Origin of the sequence: Pseudomonas sp. USTB-Z (genome assembly GCF_019691255.1) — a bacterium.
Taxonomy (GTDB): domain Bacteria; phylum Pseudomonadota; class Gammaproteobacteria; order Pseudomonadales; family Pseudomonadaceae; genus Aquipseudomonas; species Aquipseudomonas alloputida.
This window is the reverse complement of record NZ_JAECZP010000011.1, coordinates 163,891-179,162: the sequence shown is the minus strand read 5'-3', so window position 1 is coordinate 179,162 and position 15,272 is coordinate 163,891. Positions and strand designations below refer to the sequence as shown.

Below are 15,272 nucleotides of genomic sequence, written 5' to 3'. Positions count from 1 at the left end.
ATCAATTTGCGATTCTGTACGGAGATCGGTTCATCAGGCCAACCTGGTGAAATCAAGGCCTGCCTGACGGCAGGCCGTTACCGGCCCGCACACAAAAAATCTGACACTTCCGAGCGGCCTTGTGTCGCGATGGGCCGCAAAGCGGCCCCAAAATCTCAAAGGCTGCGCTCCTGCTCCAACCAATCCACGAACCGCTCGATCAACGCCCCACGCCGCTTGCGCGGCGGCAAAACTGCGTAATAGCCGCGTTCCGAGCGCAAGCTCCCCTCCAGCGGCCGACACAGCAACCCTTGCTCCACCAATCCATCCACCAGGTGAGCCCAGCCAATCGCCACCCCTTGCCCGGCAATCGCTGCCTGAATCAGCAAGGTATAGTTATCAAACCGCAACTGCCCCGCCGGCGGTGGGCTGTCCACACCAAACCCACGAAATACCCCCGCCCAGTCAAACCAGCGGCTGGCCTGCTCGCCCTTCAGATGCAGCAGCGGCAATCGTTGCAAAGCCACAGCTGACAAGGCTTTGCCATGAATCAGATGGGGGCTGCACACCGGGAACACTTCCTCATCGAATAGCCAGCGGCTTTCTCCTTGGTGAAAGCGTCCATCGCCAAACAGCACCGCCACATCGATGTCCGGGCGCAACATGCCCTGGCTGCGCTCACCCGTCACCAGGCTCACATCCACCTGTGGATAAGCCTGATGAAAGCGCTGCAGCCTTGGCATCAGCCAGAACGCCGCAAAGGCAAAGTCGGTGGCGACCTGCAGCACTTCGCGCTGGCCGCGCCCGCTGGCCTGGGCAATACCGTCATCCATGGTCTGCAGCCCCTGATGCACCTGTTCGAACAGCACCTGGCCAGCCTCGGTCAGCTCGATGCCCCGGTAAATGCGGTCAAACAGGCGCGTGCCCAACTGTGCCTCCAAGCGCTTCACCTGCTGGCTCACTGCCGGCTGCGTGGTACCCAACTCCAGCGCCGCAGCGGTAAAGCCACGCAGGCGTGCAGCAGCCTCGAATACGCGCAGGGTATCCAGCGACAACCCGGCAAGGTGGTCAAACATAAGCTTGGCTAATCCCAGTCATTGCCCGCCATGGGCTTTACCCATGTTATCCACAGTCGCATCTTGGTAGGCAAGCAGTTCGCATAACCCTCAACGATGGGAGCCACCATGACGCGTCCGAATATCCTGTTCATCATGGCCGACCAGATGGCCGCGCCCTTGCTGCCCATCTACGGCCCTTCGCCCATCCAGATGCCGCACCTCGGCCGCCTGGCCGAGCAAGCCGTGGTGTTCGACTCGGCCTACTGCAACAGCCCACTGTGCGCGCCATCACGCTTCACCTTGGTCAGCGGTCAGTTGCCCAGCCGCATTGGCGCCTACGATAACGCGGCCGACTTCCCTGCCGATGTGCCGACCTACGCCCATTACCTGCGTCGCCTGGGCTACCGCACCGCGCTGTCGGGCAAGATGCACTTCTGCGGCCCGGACCAGTTGCACGGCTATGAAGAACGCCTGACCAGCGACATCTACCCGGCCGACTACGGTTGGGCGGTGAACTGGGACGAACCCGATGTGCGTCCAAGCTGGTACCACAACATGTCCTCGGTGCTGCAGGCCGGTCCGTGCGTGCGCACCAATCAGCTGGATTTCGACGAGGAGGTGGTGTTCAAGGCGCGCCAGTACCTGTACGACCATGTGCGTGAAAACGATGGCCGGCCATTTTGCCTGACCGTTTCAATGACGCACCCGCACGACCCCTACACCATTGCCAAACGCTACTGGGACCGCTACGAAGGTGTGGATATCCCCATGCCCCGTGCCGAGTTCAGCCAGGCAGCACTCGACCCGCACTCCCAGCGCCTGCTGAAAGTCTACGACCTGTGGAACAAGCCGCTGCCTGTGGACAAGGTCCGCGACGCCCGCCGCGCCTACTTCGGCGCTTGCAGCTATATCGATGACAACATTGGCCAATTGCTGCAGACCCTGGAGGAATGCAACCTGGCCGATGACACACTGATCGTGTTTTCCGGCGACCACGGCGACATGCTTGGCGAGCGTGGCCTCTGGTACAAAATGCATTGGTTCGAAATGTCGGCGCGGGTGCCGCTGCTGATCCATGCGCCGAAGCGCTTCGCAGCGGGCCGGGTCACTGCCTCGGTGTCGACCTGCGACCTGTTGCCAACCTTGGTCGAACTGGCTGGCGGCGCTGTGGATAAAGACCTGCATCTGGACGGCCGCTCACTGCTGGGCCACCTGCAAGGGCAGGGCGGTCACGACGAGGTGATCGGCGAGTATATGGCCGAAGGCACCGTCGGCCCGCTGATGATGATCCGCCGCGGGCCCTACAAGTTCGTGTACAGCGAAGACGACCCATGCCTACTCTATGACCTGAGCCGCGACCCGCACGAGCGGGAGAACCTCACCGGCAGCCCGGACCACCAGGTGCTGCTGCAGGCATTTGTCGATGAAGCACAACAGCGCTGGGACATCCCCAGCCTGCGCCAGCAGGTGCTGGCCAGCCAGCGCCGCCGCCGGCTGGTGGCCGAAGCGCTGGCCATCGGCAAGCTGAAAAGCTGGGATCACCAACCACTGGTGGACGCCAGCCAACAGTACATGCGCAACCACATCGACCTCGATGACCTCGAGCGCAAGGCACGTTATCCACAGCCCGCCCCCCTGGATTGAGAAGAGAGGCCGCCATGCACAAGTTCTCCGCCGCCGTGTTCGTTCTGGCCCTGAGCGCCACCACGGCCCACGCCGCAGACAGCGATGCGCAATGCAGTACCGTGAAAATGGCCGACCCCGGCTGGAGTGATATTGCCTCGACCAATGCCGTGGCACGCCTGTTACTGGAAAGCCTGGGTTACCAGGTGAAGATCGACAGCCTGGCCGTACCGATCATCTACGGCGGCCTCAAGGACGGCCAGGTCGACGCCTTCCTCGGCAACTGGATGCCGGCGCAGCAAGGCTTCCATGACAAGTTCATCGCCAACGGCGATGTGCAGCAGCTGTCGCGCAACCTGGAGGGAACCGAGTTCACCCTCGCAGTGCCCGACTATGTGTGGAATGCCGGGGTGAAGGACTTCGCTGACCTGCAAAAACACGCCGGGCAGTTCGACAAAAAGCTATACGGAATCGGCTCCGGCGCCCCGGCCAACCTGTCACTCAAGAAAATCATCGAAGAGAATGAATTCAACCTCGGCCAGTGGAAGCTGGTGGAGTCCAGCGAGCAGGCGATGCTGGCCCAGGTCGACCGGGCGGTGAAGAAGCAGCAATTCATCACCTTCCTTGGCTGGACCCCGCACCCGATGAACGTGAAACTGAAAATGCATTACCTGACCGGTGGGGAAAAATGGTTCGGCAGCAAGGGCGAGGTATACACGCTGACCCGCAAGGGTTATCCACAAGCCTGCCCGAATGCGGCGAAGCTGCTAGGTAACCTCAAGTTCACACTGGACATGGAAAACAGCATCATGGCAGAGGTTGTGGACAAGAAGATCAGCTTCGATGAAGCGGCCAAGGCCTGGGTGAAAGCGCATCCTGAACGGTTGGATGGGTGGTTGGCCGGTGTTACCACCAAGGCCGATGGTGATGCCCTGGAGGCCGTCAAAGCTAAACTGTAATCTCACAAAGCAACACACCAACCCTGTGGGAGCGGGCGCGCCCGCGAACACCGGCGAAGCCGGTGCCAAGCAACGCGTTGGCTTTTTCGCGGGCATGCCCGCTCCCACAGGGCTTGGCGACCCCTTAAGGATTGTGGATAACCCATGCATCGCCTCTCTTTACTGCTGCCCTTCCTCACCTGGCTTCCCCGCCAATCGGGCCGCAGCCTGCGCCAGGACCTGCTGGTAGGCCTGAGCGGCGCCATCCTCGCCCTGCCGCAATCCATCGCCTACGCCCTGATCGCCGGCCTGCCCGCCGAATACGGGCTTTACGCCGCCATCGTGCCGGTACTGATCGCCTGCCTGTGGGGCTCTTCCTGGCACCTGATCTGCGGCCCGACCGCTGCCATTTCCATCGTGCTCTACGCCAGCATCAGCCCGCTGGCCGTGGCCGGTAGCGCTGACTACATCACGCTGGTGTTGCTGCTGACCTTCCTTGGCGGCATTTTCCAGCTGCTGCTCGGGCTGTTGCGCTTCGGCGCGCTGGTCAACTTCGTCTCCCATTCCGTGGTGCTCGGCTTCACGCTGGGTGCCGCCATCGTCATTGCCTTGGGCCAGCTACCCAACCTGCTGGGCATGGCCCTGCCCAGCCAGGCCACCGCGCTGAAGACCGTGCAAGACCTGGCCAGCCACGCAGGCGAGGTCGACTTGCCTTCCTTGCTGCTGGGCCTGGCCACCGTAGTGATCGGCGTGGCCTTCAAGCTCTGGCGCCCACGCTGGCCGAGCCTGTTGATAAGCCTGATCCTGGTCAGCTTGCTGGCCTGGCTGTTGCCGGGCTTCTTTGGCCATGTGCCGCGGGTGGCAGCGTTCACCGGGCAACTCCCGCCTTTCAGCCCGCTGCCTTTGCTAGACGTGGAGCTTATGTTGCGTCTGCTGCCCAGCGCCGTTGCGGTAGGCATGCTGGGGTTGGTCACCAGCCTGTCGATTGCCCGCTCGCTATCGGCACGTTCAGAACAGCTGATCGACCCGGACCAGGAAATACGCGCACAGGGCCTGTCGAACATTGCCGGTGCATTTTTCTCTGGTTACCTGTCTGCCGGCTCCTTCACCCGCTCGGGCCTGAGCTACGAGGCGGGCGCCCGCTCACCGATGGCCGGGGTGTTTTCTGCGCTGTGGGTGGCGTTGTTCGCCGTGACCGGCGCCGGCCTGATCGCGCACCTGCCGATACCGGCCATGGCCGGCAGCATTTTGCTGATCTGCTGGGGGTTGGTGGACCACCGAGGGATCCGTGCATTGTTCCGGGTCAGCCGCTCGGAGTTTCTGGTGATGGTGCTGACAGCTGCAGCGACATTGCTGCTGGAGCTGCAGACAGCCATCTATGCCGGGGTGCTGGCTTCGCTGTTCTTCTATTTGAAGCGCACCTCACGACCACGGATCCAACAAAGCCGTGAAGGGGACGCGGATGTCTTGCGGGTAGGTGGGTCGATTTTCTTTGGTGCGGCGCATTACCTGCAGGTGCGCTTGCAGCGTTGCCAAGGGCCGCATGTAGTGATCGATGCCCGGCAGGTGAATTTCATCGATTACTCGGGTGTGGATATGTTGCACCGTGAGGCGCGGCGCTTGCGGCGCTTGGGCGGGAGCTTGACACTGCACCGGGCCAGGCCACAAGTGATCGAGGAGTTGCAGAAGCTGGAAGGGGTGGAGTTGTGCCCGATCCGGTTTGAGGAATGAGGTTGGGATGCTGGGGCTGCTTTGCAGCCCATCGCGACACAAGGCCGCTCCCACAGAGGATCGGCGTACGACGTACTTTGTGGGAGCGGCCTTGCGTCGCGATAGGGCCGCAAAGCGGCCCCGGCCATCTCAGCCCCGAGCGAGTTGCCGGCGCAGTTCAGCCAACACCGGCGCCGTATCCGGCCTCACGCCACGCCAGATGAAGAAGGCCTCAGCCGCCTGCTCAGCCAGCATCCCCAGCCCATCCAATACCTTGGCAGCCCCCAGCTTGGTAGCCCACTGGCAAAACGGCGTCGGCTCCTTGCCATACATCATGTCGTAGCAAACCGTACGACCCGCCTCGACCAAGCTGTCGGCAATCGGTGGTAATTCACCGGCCAAGCTCGCCGAGGTGGCGTTGATGATCACATCCACAGGTTCCTGCAACCAGGCAAACCCGCTGGCCACCACCGGCCCCAGTTCATCGAACTCGCGCGCCAGCTGCTCGGCCTTTTCCACGGTACGGTTGGCAATCACCAGCGACTGCGGCTTGTGCGCCAGAATAGGCTCCAGCACGCCGCGCACGGCGCCACCGGCACCGAGGATGAGAATGCGCTTGCCCGCCAGCTCGACCCCGGCATTCACCGTCAGGTCGCGCACCAGGCCAGCGCCGTCGGTGTTGTCGCCCTGCAGGGTGCCATCAGCCAGCTTGCTCAGCGTGTTCACTGCGCCTGCGCGCCGGGCACGCGGGGTCAGGCTGTCGCACAGGCGGTAGGCCTCTTCCTTGAACGGCACGGTGACATTACCGCCACTGCCTTGCTTGAAGAAGCCACGCGCGCAGTCGCTGAACTCGTCCAACGGCGCCAGCAGCGTGGCATATTCCAGGTCCTGACCGGTCTGCTCGGCGAACAGGCGGTGGATCAGCGGCGACTTGCTGTGGCCGATGGGGTTACCAAAAACGACGTACTGGTCCATGACGGCTCCTTGGTTATCCACAGGCTTACTGGCCGAGCCAGTCGCGGTCCTGCAGGAAATACTCGGTCAGGCGCGCTTCTTCGCTGCCGGGTGCAGCCTTCCAGTCGTAGCCCCAGCGCACCTGAGGCGGCAGCGACATGAGGATGGACTCGGTACGGCCACCGGATTGCAGGCCGAACAGGGTGCCACGGTCGTAGACCAGATTGAACTCCACGTAGCGGCCGCGGCGGTATTCCTGGAACTCGCGCTGTTGCGGGGTGTAAGGCGTGTCTTTGCGGCGCTGGACGATCGGCAGGTAGGCGTTGATGTAGGCATCGCCGATGGCGCGGATGAAGGCGAAGCACGTGTCGAAGTCCCACTCGTTCAGGTCGTCGAAGAACAGGCCGCCGATGCCGCGTGGCTCGCCACGGTGCTTGAGGTGGAAGTAGCGGTCGCACCAGGCCTTGTAGCGTGGGTACACATCGGCGCCAAACGGCGCGCAGGCCTGCTCGGCCACTCGGTGCCAGTGAACGCAGTCTTCTTCGTTGCCATAGTATGGCGTCAGGTCAAAGCCGCCGCCGAACCACCATACGGCCTCTTCACCTTCCTTTTCGGCGATGAAGAAGCGAACGTTGGCGTGGGAAGTTGGCACATGCGGGTTGTGCGGGTGTATCACCAGCGACACGCCCAAGGCTTCGAAGCCACGGCCTGCCAGCTCGGGGCGGTGGGCACTGGCCGACGGCGGCAGGCCGCTACCAAACACATGGGAGAAGTTGACCCCGCCTTTTTCGATCACGTTGCCATCACCGATAACCCGCGTGCGGCCCCCGCCACCGGCTTCGCGCACCCAGGCGTCCTCGACGAAGCGGGCACCGCCGTCTTCTGTTTCGAGGGCAGAGCAGATGCGGTCTTGCAGGTCGAGCAGGTAGGCTTTCACGGCCTCGGTGCGGCTAGTCATCGGGTCACCAGGAACGGGCAGGGAAGAATTCGCCGCGTAGCATACCACCGCCAGCGCGCGCGCCGCAGTTGACGACGACCAAGCAAAGGCGTCCGATAGAAGGCCTTTCCCGATCCCGACTACAGGAGTGCGAGATGGCCAAGCGTATCCAGTTCAGCCAGCATGGCGGCCCGGAAGTGCTGCAGTTTGTGGAATTCGAACCCACCCCGCCCGGGCCACAGCAGGTGCGTGTGCGTAACCATGCGATCGGCCTGAACTTCATCGACACCTACTTCCGAAGCGGGCTGTATGCGCCGCCGTCCCTGCCTTCTGGCCTGGGTACCGAAGCGGCAGGTGTGGTAGAGGCCGTGGGCGAAGGCGTGTCCCGATTGAAGGTAGGAGACCGTGTGGCACATGCCGGCGGCCCGCTGGGCGCCTACAGCGAGGTGCATACGCTACCGGAAGCCAACCTGGTCAAGCTGCCGGACACCATCAGCTTCGAGCAGGCGGCAGCGGTGATGCTCAAGGGTTTGACCGTTCAGTACCTGCTGAAGCAGACCTATGAAGTGAAGGCGGGCGATGTGATCCTGTTCCATGCCGCAGCCGGTGGTGTAGGGTCGCTGGCCTGCCAATGGGCCAAGGCCCTGGGCGCCAAGCTGATCGGCACCGTGAGCTCTGCCGAGAAGGCAGAGCGGGCCAAGGCGCTGGGGGCATGGGCGACCATCGACTACAGCCATGAAGATGTGGCCAAGCGCGTACTGGAGCTGACCGACGGCAAAAAATGCCCGGTGGTGTATGACGGCGTGGGTGCCGACACCTGGCTGACCTCGCTGGACTGCCTGCGCCCGCGTGGGTTGATGGTGAGCTTTGGCAATGCTTCCGGTGCGGTGAGCGGGGTGAACCTGGGGATCCTGGCGCAGAAGGGCTCGCTGTATGTCACCCGGCCGACCTTGGCCACCTATGCCAACAATGCCGAGAACACTCAGGCCATGGCCGATGACCTGTTTGCGATGATTGCGAGCGGGAAGCTGGTTGTGGACATCCAGCAGCGGTATCCACTGAGCGAGGCGGCCAAGGCGCAGGCAGAGCTGTCGGCGCGGCGGACTGTAGGATCGACTGTACTAATCCCCTGAGCCACACACATCCATGTAGGAGCGGGTTTACCCGCGAAGAAGCCACCGCGATGGATGGCACCGGCTTTGCCGGTGTTCGCGGGCAAGCCCGCTCCCACAGGTACTGCGTCGGCTTCGATAGCTTCGCTATGCCTGTGAGGGTCGGTTTGTCAGCGGTGGAGTCGACTCGATGCCATCGAGTATCGCCTCGATCACACCCTCTGCCATCTCAATCGCATGCAGGTTCGACCAGAACATGCCACGGCCTTCTTCACGCATGTAGTCCAAAGCTTTGTAGCCGGTTTCGTAAGCGCTGCGCAGGTACAGGGCTACGTGGACCAGAGCGTCCTCGGCAGAAATGTTTGGGTTGACGGTGAAGAGTGGATCGTGGCCGGCATCGCAGCGGCCGAAGGGGCGGGTGGAGGTGCATGGGAGAGGTGGATCGGGGACTATTTTCTTCATCATTGGAAAATGCTCCTCAAGGCCGCCAACCCTCACTACCACGTGAATGGGTGGCGACTGTACGCGAGGTGGTAGACCCGGGCATTTTCCAATCCAGGCAGGCTCGAAAGCCTCCCACGCACAGCCACCATAGACTGTCATGGAAAAAATGCGTCCGGGCTACCACACCCGATCGCCAAGTTATTCGGCGACGGATAGAGCCTAGAGGCAGAGGTTCCCACTTAGAAGGTGATGGAAGGAGACGCGGTTCGTAGGATATTTCCGAAGTGCCCAGCTGGACAGACATTTTGGTAAAAATCAGAAAACCCTGCGGTGGATTTGGCCCTAACCTGTGGGCATGCCCACAGGGGCCCGAGTCCCGAGCCAGGCCTGTGGATAGGTATCAACCCGGGCGAACGACTTCGCCGGTTGCCAGGTTGCGAATCACACTCGGGTTCTTCCGCCCGCCCAGCGCCCCGCCAAGCACCAGGTCCAACTGGCCATGGAAGTACTGCTCAACCCGCAAGCGGGTCTTCGCCGCCGGGCGCCCGCCAGGGTTGCACGAGGTGGAAATCAGCGGCCCCACCAGCGCGCACAGCTCACGCACCACCGGGTGATCACTGACCCGCAGCGCCACCGTGTCATGCTGCCCGGTCACCCACTCGGGCAACAGGTCCTGGTGCGGCACCAGCCAGGTGTTCGGCCCCGGCCAGGTGCTGCCCATGCGGTCGATCCAGTCTTCGGGGAAGTCCTCGAACAGGAAGTCGAACTGACGGATGTTGTCAGCGATCAGAATCAGCCCTTTATCCACAGGCCGCGACTTCAGCGCCAGCAGGCGATACACCGCGTCCTCGTTCCATGGGTCGCAGCCCAGGCCCCAGACCGCTTCCGTCGGGTAGGCGATTACTGCGCCCGCCCGGATCTCACGTGCGGCTTGTTGCACACGAAAACTGCTCACCATTGCTGTTTCTCCGCCTGAATACCTTGCTTGTGCGCAGTGTACTTAGCCCGCGCGGGCAAACCAACGCCCGGCTTCATTGCTGACCCGGCCTTCCAGCTCCAGCTCGGTCAACTGCGCCAGCACGTCGGCCAGCGGCTGCTCGCTGCAGTGGGCCAGGCTTTCACTGGTCTGGGGTGCGGCATGCAGCAGGGCGAGCAGGGGGTGGTCGAACCTGTCCACAACCGCAGGCGGCAGGTTCTGCCAGCCCTGCAAGCTTTCCAGGATCTGCTCCACAGTTTCCACCAGCAGCGCCCCATCACGAATCAGCTGGTGGCAGCCCTTGGCCCCCGGGTGATGAATGGAGCCCGGAATGGCGTACACCTCACGGCCTTGCTCTGCGGCCAGGCGCGCCGTGATCAGCGAGCCACTGGCGAGGCTCGCCTCAACCACCAGTACACCTAGCGACAGGCCACTGATGATGCGGTTGCGCCGTGGGAAGTTGCCGGGCAGTGGCCCGGCGTCCAGCGGATACTCGGAAACCAGCGCACTGCCGTTGTCGATCATCGCCTGCGCAAGCTCTTGATGGCGCTGTGGATAAAGTTTTTGCAGCCCCGTACCGAGTACGGCAATCGTGCACCCACCGGCCTGCAACGCGGCCCGATGAGCGGCACCGTCGACACCTACCGCCAGCCCGCTGGTGATGGTGAAACCAGCCTGCGCGAGGTAGCGGGAAAATGCCCGGGCGGTGTCGAGCGCCGGGGGTGTGGCACGTCTGCTGCCCACGATCGCCAACTGAGGACGATCGAGCAAGGCTGGTTCGCCAGCGACAAAAAGCAGCGGCGGGGCATCGTCGATTTCTGCCAGCAAGGCTGGGTAGTCTGGGCCGTCCCACATCAGCAAATGCTGGCCAGGGCGCTCTAACCAGGCCATTGCGGCGAGCGCGCCCTCGCGTACCTCGGCACTGCGCCGGGCATCGATGGTGGCTTGGGGGATGCCCAACGCTCGCCAGGCCGAACCGGGAGCGCAAAGCGCACTAGAGGCGCTGCCGAACGCATCCAGCAAGGTGCGAAAACGTCGCAATCCTGTCTCGGGCAAGCGATGCAGGCGTAATCGGGCCTCCAGTTCAGCAGGCGGGCAGAGCGACGAATGGTAACTGGGCATGGGGATCGTCCTTGATCGAAACAGGGCCATCTACGTGGCACAACCTGTGGATAACTCTGTGAGTAACACTTTGAAAAGCTGTCCATTGATTGGGGGCTATCAAGCCCATAGTCACCCTAGACGAGCTTGCCAGGTGCCGAAATCCCCGTTTCCCTTTATTATGTGTGCTCAGTTTTCAACCGAACGCACAGTGACTGCCTGACCTTATGGCCATCTTGAACATTCTCGAATTCCCGGACCCGCGCCTGCGCACCCTCGCCAAACCGGTGACGGAGTTCGACGACGCCCTGCGTCAGCTGATCGACGACATGTTTGAAACCATGTACGAAGCCCCTGGCATCGGCCTGGCCGCTACCCAGGTGAACGTGCACAAGCAGGTTGTGGTCATGGACCTCAGCGAAGACCGCAGCGAACCGCGCGTCTTCATCAACCCGTCGGTCGAAGAGCTGACCCATGACATGGGCCAGTACCAGGAGGGCTGCCTGTCGGTACCGGGCTTCTACGAGAACGTCGACCGTCCGCTGCGTGTCCGGGTCAAGGCCCAGGACCGCGACGGCAAGCCGTTCGAACTGGAATGCGAAGGCCTGCTGGCGGTGTGCGTACAGCACGAATTCGATCACCTCAACGGCAAGCTGTTCGTCGACTACCTGTCGCAGCTCAAGCGCGACCGGATCAAGAAGAAGCTGGAAAAGCAGCATCGCCAGCAAGCCTGATCCCCACCTTCCTGAAGGCTTGCTCCGGCAAGCCTTTTTCTTTTTTGAAGCGAGAACTCCATGCGCATCGTCTTTGCAGGCACTCCAGAGTTTGCCGCCGAACACCTCAAGGCCCTGCTCGACAGCCCCTACGAGATCGTGGCCGTCTACACCCAGCCCGACCGCCCGGCCGGCCGTGGCCAAAAGCTGATGCCAAGTGCGGTCAAGGCACTGGCCGTGGCCCATGACATCCCGGTGTTCCAGCCGCAGACCCTGCGCAATGCCGATGCGCAGGCCGAACTGGCCGCACTGAAACCAGACCTGATGGTAGTGGTCGCCTACGGCCTGATCCTGCCGCAGGTGGTGCTGGATATCCCGCGCCTGGGTTGCATCAACAGCCACGCTTCCCTGCTGCCACGCTGGCGCGGTGCCGCGCCGATCCAGCGTGCCGTGGAAGCCGGCGACGCCGAAAGCGGCGTGACCGTGATGCGCATGGAGGCCGGCCTGGACACCGGGCCGATGCTGCTCAAGGTCGTCACCCCGATCAGCGCCGAGGACACCGGCGGCACCTTGCACGATCGCCTGGCCGAAATGGGCCCGCCCGCAGTCGTTCAGGCCATCGCCGGCCTGGCTGACGGTTCGCTGCAAGGCGAAATACAGGACGATGCCCTGGCCACCTACGCGCACAAACTGAACAAGGACGAAGCGCGTATCGACTGGACCCGCCCGGCCGTCGAGCTGGAACGCCTGATCCGCGCCTTCAACCCATGGCCGGTGTGCCACAGCATGCTGGACGGTGAAAGCGTCAAGGTGCTGGCCGCCAACCTGTCCACAGGCCAAGGCGCCCCGGGCGAGATACTTTCCGCCAGCAAGGACGGCCTCGTAGTTGCGTGCGGTGACCAAGCCCTGAGCCTGACCCGCCTGCAACTGCCTGGCGGCAAGGCATTGAGCTTCAGTGACCTGTTCAACAGCCGCCGCGAGAAGTTCGCCGCCGGCAAGGTGCTGGGCCAATGAACCCACGCCTCGCCGCCGCCCGTGCGCTTGCTGCTGTGCTCAGCGGCAAGGCTTCGCTGAACAGCTCGCTGCCGGCGCAACTGGACAAGGTAGATGAACGCGACCGCGGCCTGACCCAAGACCTGGCGTTCGGCACCGCACGCTGGCAGCCACGCCTCGACCTGCTGGCCGCACAGCTGCTGCAAAAACCCTTCAAAGCAGCCGATGCCGATGTTCAGGCGCTGCTGCTGGTCGGCCTGTACCAGCTGTTCTACACGCGCATTCCGGCCCATGCCGCCATCGGCGAGACCGTGGGCTGTGCCGACAAACTGAAGAAGCCGTGGGCCAAGGGCCTGCTCAATGCCGTACTGCGCCGTGCACAGCGCGAAGGCGAGGAGCTGCTCGCCGGCATGGAGCGCGACCCGGTGGTGCGTACCGCGCACCCGCGCTGGCTGCAAAAAGCGCTGAAAGCTTTCTGGCCAGAGCAGTGGGAAGCCATCTGCGCCGCCAACAATGCCCACCCACCGATGATTCTGCGGGTCAATCGCCGTCACCATAGCCGCGATGCCTACCTGGCACTGCTGGCCGAAGCCGGCATCGGCGCCAGCGCATGCCAGTACAGCCGGGATGGCATCGTGCTGGCCGAAGCCTGCGACGTGCGCGGCCTGCCAGGCTTCGCCGAAGGCTGGGTGAGCGTGCAGGACGAAGCTGCGCAGCTATCTGCCGACCTGCTGGAACTGGCCCCCGGTCAACGCGTGCTCGATGCTTGCTGCGCACCGGGCGGCAAAACCTGCCACCTGCTGGAGGCCGAGGCTGGCCTGGCGCACATGGTGGCCATCGATCTCGAAGCCAAGCGGCTGACCCGCGTGCGAGAAAACCTCGACCGCCTGCAGCTGGACGCCGAGCTGATCGCCTGCGATGCCCGCGACACTGCCAGCTGGTGGGACGGCAAGCCATTCCAGCGCATTCTGCTCGACGCGCCGTGCTCGGCCACCGGCGTGATTCGCCGCCACCCGGACATCAAGCTGACCCGCCAAGCCGACGACATCCCGGCTTTGGCCACGCTGCAAGGCGAGCTGCTCGATGCCCTGTGGCCGACCTTGGAAGTGGGCGGCATGCTGCTATACGCCACCTGCTCCAGCTTGCCGACCGAAAACACTGAAGTGATCAAAGCCTTCCTCGCCCGCACCCCGGGCGCCCGTGAGCTGGACCTGGCGACCGAAGCCGGCCTGCGCCAGCCCCACGGCCGTCAGCTGCTGGCCCAGGAAGGCGGTCACGACGGTTTCTACTATGCCAAGCTGATCAAGATCGCCGCCTCGCGCGGATAAGAACAAAGGATAGGGAGTAGCGCATGAAGATCATCATCCTCGGCGCAGGGCAGGTAGGCGGTACGCTGGCTGAACACCTGGCCAGCGAAGCCAACGACATTACCGTGGTCGACACCGACGGCGACCGCCTGCGCGACCTTGGCGACCGCCTGGACATCCGCACCGTCCAGGGCCGCGGCTCACTGCCGACGGTGCTGCGTCAGGCCGGTGCCGACGACGCCGACATGCTGGTGGCAGTAACCAACAGTGACGAGACCAACATGGTTGCCTGCCAGGTGGCCTATTCGCTGTTCCATACCCCGACCAAGATTGCACGGGTGCGCGAATCGTCCTACCTGACCCGCGAAGAGCTGTTCGACAACGACCATATCCCGGTCGACGTTCTGATCAGCCCCGAGCAGGTGGTGACCAATTACATCAAGCGCCTGATCGAACACCCAGGCTCGCTGCAGGTGATCGACTTCGCCGAGGGCAAGGCCCAGCTCGTGGCAGTGAAGGCCTACTATGGCGGCCCGCTGGTCGGCCAGCAATTGCGCCAGATCCGTGCGCATATGCCCAACGTCGACACCCGCGTGGCAGCCATCTTCCGCCGCGACCGGCCGATCACCCCGCGTGGCGACACGGTGATCGAAGCCGACGACGAGGTGTTCTTCATTGCCGCGAAGAAGGATATCCGTGCGGTGATGGGCGAACTGCGCCGCATCGACGAGACCAATAAACGCATTGTCATCGCGGGCGGCGGGCAGATCGGCGAGCGCCTGGCGGAAGCTATCGAAAGCCGATATCAGGTGAAGATCATCGAGATGAGCCCGGCGCGTTGTCGGCACCTCTCCGATACCCTCGAAAGCACGGTAGTGCTGCAGGGCAGCGCTTCGGACAAAGACCTGATGCTCGAAGAGAACATCGCCGACGCCGATATTTTCCTGGCCCTGACCAACGATGACGAAGCCAACATCATGTCGTCGCTGCTGGCCAAGCGCCTGGGCGCAGGCAAGGTGATGACCATCATCAACAACCCGGCTTATGTCGACCTGGTGCAGGGCGGCGATATCGACATTGCCATCAGCCCGCAGCTGGCTACCATCGGTACCCTGCTGGCGCACGTCCGTCGCGGCGACATCGTCAGTGTGCACTCGCTGCGCCGTGGTGCGGCCGAAGCGATCGAGGCGGTGGCACATGGCGATTCGAAGTCGAGCAAGGTGGTCGGCAAGGCGATCGAGAACATTGCCCTGCCACCGGGAACCACCATCGGCGCGATCATCCGTGACGAAGAGGTGATGATTGCCCACGACGACACCGTGATCGAATCGGGTGACCATGTGATCCTGTTCGTTGTGGATAAAAAGCACATTCGTGATGTGGAGAAGCTGTTCCACGTCGGCTTGAGTTTCTTCTAGGAGAAGAGG

Annotated in this window: 14 protein-coding genes; 8 read left to right on the top strand and 6 right to left on the bottom strand. The window is 63.1% G+C overall.

All coding sequences use genetic code 11. The features are described 5' to 3' along the window. Positions 1-155: 155 nt before the first annotated feature. Complete coding sequence (locus tag I8746_RS15195; RefSeq protein ID WP_003253089.1) at positions 156-1,055, bottom strand: choline sulfate utilization transcriptional regulator; 900 nt, start codon at positions 1,053-1,055, stop codon at positions 156-158. A gap of 108 nt (positions 1,056-1,163) precedes the next feature. Between I8746_RS15195 and betC the strand changes: the two genes are divergently transcribed. From betC to I8746_RS15180, 3 genes are all read left to right on the top strand, one after another. Further along, a complete protein-coding gene (gene betC, locus I8746_RS15190; protein ID WP_221100790.1) occupies positions 1,164-2,681 on the top strand; it encodes a choline-sulfatase in 1,518 nt (505 codons plus the stop codon). A gap of 14 nt (positions 2,682-2,695) precedes the next feature. Next, the gene (gene choX / locus I8746_RS15185; RefSeq protein ID WP_011953128.1) at positions 2,696-3,619 is read left to right on the top strand and encodes a choline ABC transporter substrate-binding protein; all 924 of its coding nucleotides are present in this window, start codon (positions 2,696-2,698) and stop codon (positions 3,617-3,619) included. Between the two features lie 144 nt (positions 3,620-3,763). Then, on the top strand, positions 3,764-5,329 hold the full coding sequence (locus tag I8746_RS15180; protein ID WP_221100789.1) for a SulP family inorganic anion transporter: 1,566 nt from the start codon (positions 3,764-3,766) through the stop codon (positions 5,327-5,329). Positions 5,330-5,458: 129 nt separating this feature from the next. Here the strand turns inward: I8746_RS15180 and aroE are convergent, their stop codons facing one another. Together aroE and hemF are read right to left on the bottom strand one after the other, a co-directional pair. Then, complete coding sequence (aroE, locus tag I8746_RS15175; protein WP_003253098.1) at positions 5,459-6,283, bottom strand: shikimate dehydrogenase; 825 nt, start codon at positions 6,281-6,283, stop codon at positions 5,459-5,461. Between the two features lie 25 nt (positions 6,284-6,308). After that, positions 6,309-7,220, bottom strand: a complete 912-nt coding sequence (gene hemF, locus I8746_RS15170) for an oxygen-dependent coproporphyrinogen oxidase (protein WP_161773599.1) — start codon at positions 7,218-7,220, stop codon at positions 6,309-6,311. A 134-nt stretch (positions 7,221-7,354) separates the two neighbouring features. Between hemF and I8746_RS15165 the strand changes: the two genes are divergently transcribed. After that, entirely contained in the window at positions 7,355-8,332 is a 978-nt protein-coding gene (locus tag I8746_RS15165) for an NADPH:quinone reductase (protein ID WP_003253102.1), read from the top strand. A 126-nt stretch (positions 8,333-8,458) separates the two neighbouring features. Here the strand turns inward: I8746_RS15165 and I8746_RS15160 are convergent, their stop codons facing one another. The 3 genes from I8746_RS15160 to dprA all read right to left on the bottom strand — a co-directional run bounded on the left by I8746_RS15160 (position 8,459) and on the right by dprA (position 10,853). Beyond that, complete coding sequence (locus I8746_RS15160; RefSeq protein WP_011953123.1) at positions 8,459-8,776, bottom strand: hypothetical protein; 318 nt, start codon at positions 8,774-8,776, stop codon at positions 8,459-8,461. A 379-nt stretch (positions 8,777-9,155) separates the two neighbouring features. After that, a complete protein-coding gene (locus I8746_RS15155; protein ID WP_011953122.1) occupies positions 9,156-9,713 on the bottom strand; it encodes an L-threonylcarbamoyladenylate synthase in 558 nt (185 codons plus the stop codon). Between the two features lie 42 nt (positions 9,714-9,755). Then, the gene (gene dprA, locus I8746_RS15150) at positions 9,756-10,853 is read right to left on the bottom strand and encodes a DNA-processing protein DprA (RefSeq protein WP_221100788.1); all 1,098 of its coding nucleotides are present in this window, start codon (positions 10,851-10,853) and stop codon (positions 9,756-9,758) included. Positions 10,854-11,059: 206 nt separating this feature from the next. Between dprA and def the strand changes: the two genes are divergently transcribed. From def to trkA, 4 genes are read left to right on the top strand one after another with little or no spacing between them, the layout of a single operon-like run. Then, positions 11,060-11,566 (top strand): peptide deformylase, encoded by a 507-nt coding sequence (def, locus tag I8746_RS15145; RefSeq protein ID WP_003253111.1) that lies wholly within the window; start codon positions 11,060-11,062, stop codon positions 11,564-11,566. Between the two features lie 60 nt (positions 11,567-11,626). Then, on the top strand, positions 11,627-12,559 hold the full coding sequence (gene fmt, locus I8746_RS15140; RefSeq protein WP_003253113.1) for a methionyl-tRNA formyltransferase: 933 nt from the start codon (positions 11,627-11,629) through the stop codon (positions 12,557-12,559). Continuing rightward, positions 12,556-13,866, top strand: a complete 1,311-nt coding sequence (rsmB, locus tag I8746_RS15135; RefSeq protein ID WP_003253115.1) for a 16S rRNA (cytosine(967)-C(5))-methyltransferase RsmB — start codon at positions 12,556-12,558, stop codon at positions 13,864-13,866. Before fmt ends, rsmB begins: the two co-directional genes overlap by 4 nt. Positions 13,867-13,889: 23 nt before the next feature. After that, on the top strand, positions 13,890-15,263 hold the full coding sequence (gene trkA, locus I8746_RS15130; RefSeq protein WP_003253117.1) for a Trk system potassium transporter TrkA: 1,374 nt from the start codon (positions 13,890-13,892) through the stop codon (positions 15,261-15,263). Positions 15,264-15,272: the final 9 nt, after the last annotated feature.

Bases quoted from the DNA above. Each gene is read 5' to 3' on its own strand.
- I8746_RS15195 (WP_003253089.1), bottom strand. From the start codon at position 1,055: ATGTTTGACCACCTTGCCGGGTTGTCGCTGGATACCCTGCGCGTATTC.
- betC (WP_221100790.1), top strand. From the start codon at position 1,164: ATGACGCGTCCGAATATCCTGTTCATCATGGCCGACCAGATGGCCGCG.
- choX (WP_011953128.1), top strand. From the start codon at position 2,696: ATGCACAAGTTCTCCGCCGCCGTGTTCGTTCTGGCCCTGAGCGCCACC.
- I8746_RS15180 (WP_221100789.1), top strand. From the start codon at position 3,764: ATGCATCGCCTCTCTTTACTGCTGCCCTTCCTCACCTGGCTTCCCCGC.
- aroE (WP_003253098.1), bottom strand. From the start codon at position 6,283: ATGGACCAGTACGTCGTTTTTGGTAACCCCATCGGCCACAGCAAGTCG.
- hemF (WP_161773599.1), bottom strand. From the start codon at position 7,220: ATGACTAGCCGCACCGAGGCCGTGAAAGCCTACCTGCTCGACCTGCAA.
- I8746_RS15165 (WP_003253102.1), top strand. From the start codon at position 7,355: ATGGCCAAGCGTATCCAGTTCAGCCAGCATGGCGGCCCGGAAGTGCTG.
- I8746_RS15160 (WP_011953123.1), bottom strand. From the start codon at position 8,776: ATGATGAAGAAAATAGTCCCCGATCCACCTCTCCCATGCACCTCCACC.
- I8746_RS15155 (WP_011953122.1), bottom strand. From the start codon at position 9,713: ATGGTGAGCAGTTTTCGTGTGCAACAAGCCGCACGTGAGATCCGGGCG.
- dprA (WP_221100788.1), bottom strand. From the start codon at position 10,853: ATGCCCAGTTACCATTCGTCGCTCTGCCCGCCTGCTGAACTGGAGGCC.
- def (WP_003253111.1), top strand. From the start codon at position 11,060: ATGGCCATCTTGAACATTCTCGAATTCCCGGACCCGCGCCTGCGCACC.
- fmt (WP_003253113.1), top strand. From the start codon at position 11,627: ATGCGCATCGTCTTTGCAGGCACTCCAGAGTTTGCCGCCGAACACCTC.
- rsmB (WP_003253115.1), top strand. From the start codon at position 12,556: ATGAACCCACGCCTCGCCGCCGCCCGTGCGCTTGCTGCTGTGCTCAGC.
- trkA (WP_003253117.1), top strand. From the start codon at position 13,890: ATGAAGATCATCATCCTCGGCGCAGGGCAGGTAGGCGGTACGCTGGCT.